We start from the raw sequence: 3,920 nt of genomic DNA, 5'->3' as shown, positions 1-3,920 counted from the left end.
GCCGCCATGCCAGGCGGCGCGGGCCTTCAGCCGTTTCCCTCCGCCTCCGCCGGGTCCGGCCGGCCGATCACCGCGTCCCAGAACGCGACCGCCATGTCGTCGCGCTCCATCAGCGCGTCGAGCGCGGCGGGCGAGAGGACGAGCGGGGCGCCGTCGCGGTCGCCCACGCCCTCCCAGGCGGTGACGAGGCGGCGCGCGATCAGCCGCACGAGCAGCATGAAGTAGAGGCCGTTGAAGACGGAGCGTTCGTGCTGCGCGGCCTCGCCGAGCAGCGCCTTCGCCTCGGCGAGTGCGGCGCCCTCCGCCGCCGCGCGCGTGATCCGGTCGAGCGGCTTCGCCAGCAGCCGCACGCCGTGCGGCAGGTCGAGCCAGCGCGGCTCACGCGAGATGTCGAGGGTGAGCATGGGATCGGTACTCCTCGGAGCTGAGCGATGAGGGTGTCGCGCCGAGCCTTGCCTTCTGCATCATTTTGATGCAGAAGAGCGGAATGCCGAACACCAGCACTCCGTCCAAGACCGGCGTCACGGTCCGCCTGGCGCCCGAGGTCCACGAGCGGCTGAAGCAGATCGCTGAGACCGAGCACCGCTCGGTGTCCGGGTATCTCGAGGCTCTGGTGGAGCGGGAGGTGGCTGCCCGTGACGAGGCCGAGCGTGTGATCCGTGTGCACGTCGCCGCGGAGCTGGCCGGCCAGCCGTTCGGTGATCCGGATCGTCGCCCCGGCGAGAGCGACAAGGCCTACGCCCGCCGCAAGAAGACCATCGACACGCTGTTCGGTCGCTGATCGTCCGTGGCGGAACCAAGCATCGCGGACGGCAGCTTCGTCTGGACGCTGTTTCCGTTCGGCCCGCCGCACCGGCCAGAGCTGCCCGGCCCGGCGCGGCACATTGCCTACGTGCTCGCGCAGAACACCCGCCAGCGCCCGGCGCAGGTACTGCTCGCCTATACCAGCTCGGGCCCTTGGCGCGGCGCCTCACCGGCCCCGCCGCGGGGCGTGATCGAGTTCAGCGCCGCCGAGGCCAAGGCACTGCGGCAGCGGCCATTCCACATCGATCTGCGCTGCCTTGCGCAGGTGCCGCTGACCTCGGCGTGGTTCCCCGATCTGGGACAACCTGATCACGGCGTCGTCGCGGTCGCGGGCGCCCGGCTGCAAGCACGCATCCAACGCGCGTTCGACGAGTTGGTGGCGCGCAACCGGCACCTGATCGAGATGCGTGGACCCCGCTGACGCTCACGCGTAGCTCTCGACGCCGTTCCTGAGGGTGACGGTCATCATGCGTCCTGCGGCGGGGTTGAAGGCGGCGCGGAACTCGAAGGCGGCCTCGATGCCGGCGGGTCCCTGGATCGGCGTCTTGGCGAGCGCGAGATAGGTCTCGTGCAGCGTCACGGTGAGCCGGCGGGTGGCGCTGATGCGGTACTCGAACGCCACCTCCAGTGCTGCGTTGTTGGCCGCGTCATCGAGCAGCAGGGTGTTCTCGAACCGGCTGGTGATCTGGCCGGTGGCGCGGGCGAGACCGGGATCGACGCCCTCGATCTTGAGGTCGTCGCGGATGGTGCGGACGATCTCCGCGCCGTTCGAGTAGTTGAGCCGCCCGCCGGTGATCTGCGCGAGGCTGCTGCCGTTGCGGCGGATCAAGCCCTGGGCCTTGTTGAAGGCGACGTAGTCGCGCGTGGTCGGCGTGCCGGCGGCGGAGGTGGCCGACCGCGTCGAGCCCTGACCGATCAGGCCGAAGGTGGCGGTGGCGGCGCCGGAGGGGGAGAAGTCGATCTCGCAGGTGTCCGCGCGCACGCCGGCGATCACGTCGAAGTTCGGCACGTCGGGATAGGCGAGCTCGATGCTGGCCGAGGGCAGCGGCGAGGCGCCGGAGACGAAGACGTGTACGAAGTCCGGGGTGGTGCCGGACGAAGTCGGCGGACCGAGCAGCAGTGTGAGCCAGTCGCCGATGAACTCGAGATCGACCGGCACCACCGCCTGGCCCTGCACGGTGACGATATCGCGGAACGGCGGCGCGACGTCGCGGTTCGGAGCGAGGCCGATCACGTCGGCGTCGATGAAGGGCTGCTCGGCACCGAGATCGCAGGAGACGAACGGCATCAGGCGCCAGTTGCCGCCCGGCGGCTCGCCGTAGGCCGCCTCGACCGCCATGTGCAGCTTGCTGTTCGCGCCAATGGCACGCGGCATGGTGACCTCCGGGGATCAGGAGAGCGGCGTCTCGCTGGTGGTGAACCAGAGCGAGACGGGCACGGACGCGGCGCGGACCGACGCGGCGCCCTCGAACGCGAGGTCGTCGAAGGAGGGGCTCTCGGGCTGCGCCCACTCGACCGCACCGCCGAGCGTACGATCGGCCGCGATCGCGTCGGCGACGTCGACCAGCAGTGCGTCGAGTGCGGCTGCGCGGGCTTCCGGGGTCGCGCCAGGCACGGCCACCACGACCTCGGCGACGTGTCGGATCTGCCAGCGCAGCGGCGAGAGGATGGCCGTCTCCTCGACGGTCTCGCCGTCCCGCACGACGACCAGCCCGCCGGCGGCAAGACGCTGCGGCACGGTCTCGTCACGCAGCACCTGCGGCTCCGGCGAACGCGCCGCGAGCGCGGTCGAGATCGCGGCATGCAGCGCGGCGATTGCCGCCTCGCGGCTGCTCACAGCCATCCGAGCAGCTCCGCGGCCCAGCGCCCGAGCACGTGCATGACCGCGAGCGCGACCAAGGCGACCAGCCAACTCAGCGCCACACCGAGCGTGAGCAGCGCCAGGCAGCGCCGCGGCGAGAGCTTCTCGACACGCATCATCAGGTCACGACCTTCCATTCCCGCACGATCGCGGCGGGCAGGCGCGCGAGCGCGCGATTGCCGGCACCGCGTACATCGAGCCGCTTGGTGAGCTGCACCTGGGGCACCAGCAGGAACATCGGCACGAAGCCCTGGCGCAGCAGCTCGGCCTGCCAGCGCGCCGCACCGCGGCGATTACCTGTCGCCACGGCCGCCAGACCACCGGCGATCAGCGGCGCCCGCTTTCGCCCGATCCTCTCTCCCTGGCGCACCGGCAGGCACCAGACGAAGCCGCGGCCGGAGCGGAAGGGCCGCAGGAACGCCTGCCGGCTGGCGACCATCTGCTGCGGCGTGACGCGCATGCCCCGCCCACGGCGCCCCTGCGGCGCGTTGAAGCCGGTCGGGATCGCCAGGTACCGGCTGCCGCGGGCGCGGATCGTCGCGCCGCGCTCGAACGCATCGACGATGCTCGGCACCTTGGTCCAGACGATGCCGGCGGCACCGAGGCTCTCGCCCGATTGCGGGAACATGCGCGCGCGCCAGGCATTGGCGATGCCGCGGCCGCGCGCACCGAACGCCGAGACCACCTGCTGGCGGAGCTCGGTCTTCAGCCGCTCGGTCTCCGCACGCACGCCGCGCGTCACCGCGCGCTCGCCGGCGCGCACCTCCTGCTCAAGGATCCTGGTCAGGCTCGCGCCGAGCGAGGCGACGAGGCGCACGCGTTCAGCCGCGCCGGGCGCCCTGGGTGAGCTGGGCGAAGGTGTCGGCGCCGAGCAGCACGATGAACGACATCACCACCGAGGCGAGCGCCATGATGATCAGCGCCTTCAGGAGCCAGTCCATGCGGGTGTCGATGAGGTGCCGGATCGCGCGCATCTCCTCCTTGGTCTCGCGGTAGCGCTCGGCGCAGTCCCGCTCGTGCCGCTCCAACCGCTGCAACGCGTCCAGCTCGGTCATCGGGTGCAGACCTCGTGAATGACCGCCGTCTGCGCGGCGACCTGGCGCAGGGTGTCGGCGGTGTCGCGCGGGCTCGGCACGATCGGCCGGATCTCGGCGCAGAGGTCGCGCGGGAACAGCGCATCCCAGAGCTCCGACGCGCATCCGCCGAGCAGAGCCAGGGCGACGGCGAGCGCGCAGGCTCGACGAAGGAGATGGCT

General features: G+C 71.6%; 9 protein-coding genes. 2 read left to right on the top strand and 7 right to left on the bottom strand.

Translation table 11 applies throughout. The features are described from left to right. Nucleotides 1–26 precede the first annotated feature (26 nt). Entirely contained in the window at nt 27–404 is a 378-nt protein-coding gene (locus tag ACTIFU_RS22930; protein ID WP_439580644.1) for a hypothetical protein, read from the bottom strand. Between the two features lie 68 nt (nt 405–472). Here ACTIFU_RS22930 and ACTIFU_RS22925 point away from each other — a divergent pair, with 68 nt between their 5' ends. Both ACTIFU_RS22925 and ACTIFU_RS22920 read left to right on the top strand, forming a co-directional pair. Then, entirely contained in the window at nt 473–781 is a 309-nt protein-coding gene (locus ACTIFU_RS22925; RefSeq protein WP_439580643.1) for a hypothetical protein, read from the top strand. A 6-nt stretch (nt 782–787) separates the two neighbouring features. Continuing rightward, nucleotides 788–1,225 carry a hypothetical protein gene (locus tag ACTIFU_RS22920; RefSeq protein WP_439580642.1) on the top strand — a complete coding sequence of 146 codons (438 nt, stop codon included), beginning with the start codon at nt 788–790 and terminating at the stop codon, nt 1,223–1,225. A 3-nt stretch (nt 1,226–1,228) separates the two neighbouring features. Here the strand turns inward: ACTIFU_RS22920 and ACTIFU_RS22915 are convergent, their stop codons facing one another. The 6 genes from ACTIFU_RS22915 to ACTIFU_RS22890 all read right to left on the bottom strand — a co-directional run. Continuing rightward, nucleotides 1,229–2,179 carry a phage tail tube protein gene (locus ACTIFU_RS22915; protein ID WP_439580641.1) on the bottom strand — a complete coding sequence of 317 codons (951 nt, stop codon included), beginning with the start codon at nt 2,177–2,179 and terminating at the stop codon, nt 1,229–1,231. Nucleotides 2,180–2,194: 15 nt separating this feature from the next. Further along, nucleotides 2,195–2,647 carry a hypothetical protein gene (locus tag ACTIFU_RS22910; RefSeq protein WP_439580640.1) on the bottom strand — a complete coding sequence of 151 codons (453 nt, stop codon included), beginning with the start codon at nt 2,645–2,647 and terminating at the stop codon, nt 2,195–2,197. Further along, entirely contained in the window at nt 2,638–2,784 is a 147-nt protein-coding gene (locus ACTIFU_RS22905; RefSeq protein WP_439580639.1) for a hypothetical protein, read from the bottom strand. The genes ACTIFU_RS22910 and ACTIFU_RS22905 overlap by 10 nt, the downstream gene beginning before the upstream one ends. Continuing rightward, nucleotides 2,784–3,482: a DUF6441 family protein gene (locus ACTIFU_RS22900; RefSeq protein ID WP_439580638.1), complete on the bottom strand. Its 699-nt coding sequence runs from the start codon at nt 3,480–3,482 to the stop codon at nt 2,784–2,786. The genes ACTIFU_RS22905 and ACTIFU_RS22900 overlap by 1 nt, the downstream gene beginning before the upstream one ends. A gap of 4 nt (nt 3,483–3,486) precedes the next feature. Beyond that, nucleotides 3,487–3,720 carry a hypothetical protein gene (locus ACTIFU_RS22895; protein ID WP_439580637.1) on the bottom strand — a complete coding sequence of 78 codons (234 nt, stop codon included), beginning with the start codon at nt 3,718–3,720 and terminating at the stop codon, nt 3,487–3,489. After that, the coding region (locus tag ACTIFU_RS22890; protein WP_439580636.1) for a hypothetical protein at nt 3,717–3,920 on the bottom strand (204 nt) is incomplete at its 5' end. The genes ACTIFU_RS22895 and ACTIFU_RS22890, both read right to left, overlap by 4 nt.

Source organism: Elioraea sp., assembly GCF_051860475.1.
Classification (GTDB): Bacteria; Pseudomonadota; Alphaproteobacteria; order Acetobacterales; family Acetobacteraceae; genus Elioraea.
Note: the sequence above shows the minus strand (reverse complement) of the source record. Positions and strands in the feature narration are given on the sequence as shown.

Bases quoted from the DNA above. Each gene is read 5' to 3' on its own strand.
- ACTIFU_RS22925 (WP_439580643.1), top strand. From the start codon at position 473: ATGCAGAAGAGCGGAATGCCGAACACCAGCACTCCGTCCAAGACCGGC.
- ACTIFU_RS22915 (WP_439580641.1), bottom strand. From the start codon at position 2,179: ATGCCGCGTGCCATTGGCGCGAACAGCAAGCTGCACATGGCGGTCGAG.
- ACTIFU_RS22895 (WP_439580637.1), bottom strand. From the start codon at position 3,720: ATGACCGAGCTGGACGCGTTGCAGCGGTTGGAGCGGCACGAGCGGGAC.
- ACTIFU_RS22930 (WP_439580644.1), bottom strand. From the start codon at position 404: ATGCTCACCCTCGACATCTCGCGTGAGCCGCGCTGGCTCGACCTGCCG.
- ACTIFU_RS22910 (WP_439580640.1), bottom strand. From the start codon at position 2,647: ATGGCTGTGAGCAGCCGCGAGGCGGCAATCGCCGCGCTGCATGCCGCG.
- ACTIFU_RS22905 (WP_439580639.1), bottom strand. From the start codon at position 2,784: ATGATGCGTGTCGAGAAGCTCTCGCCGCGGCGCTGCCTGGCGCTGCTC.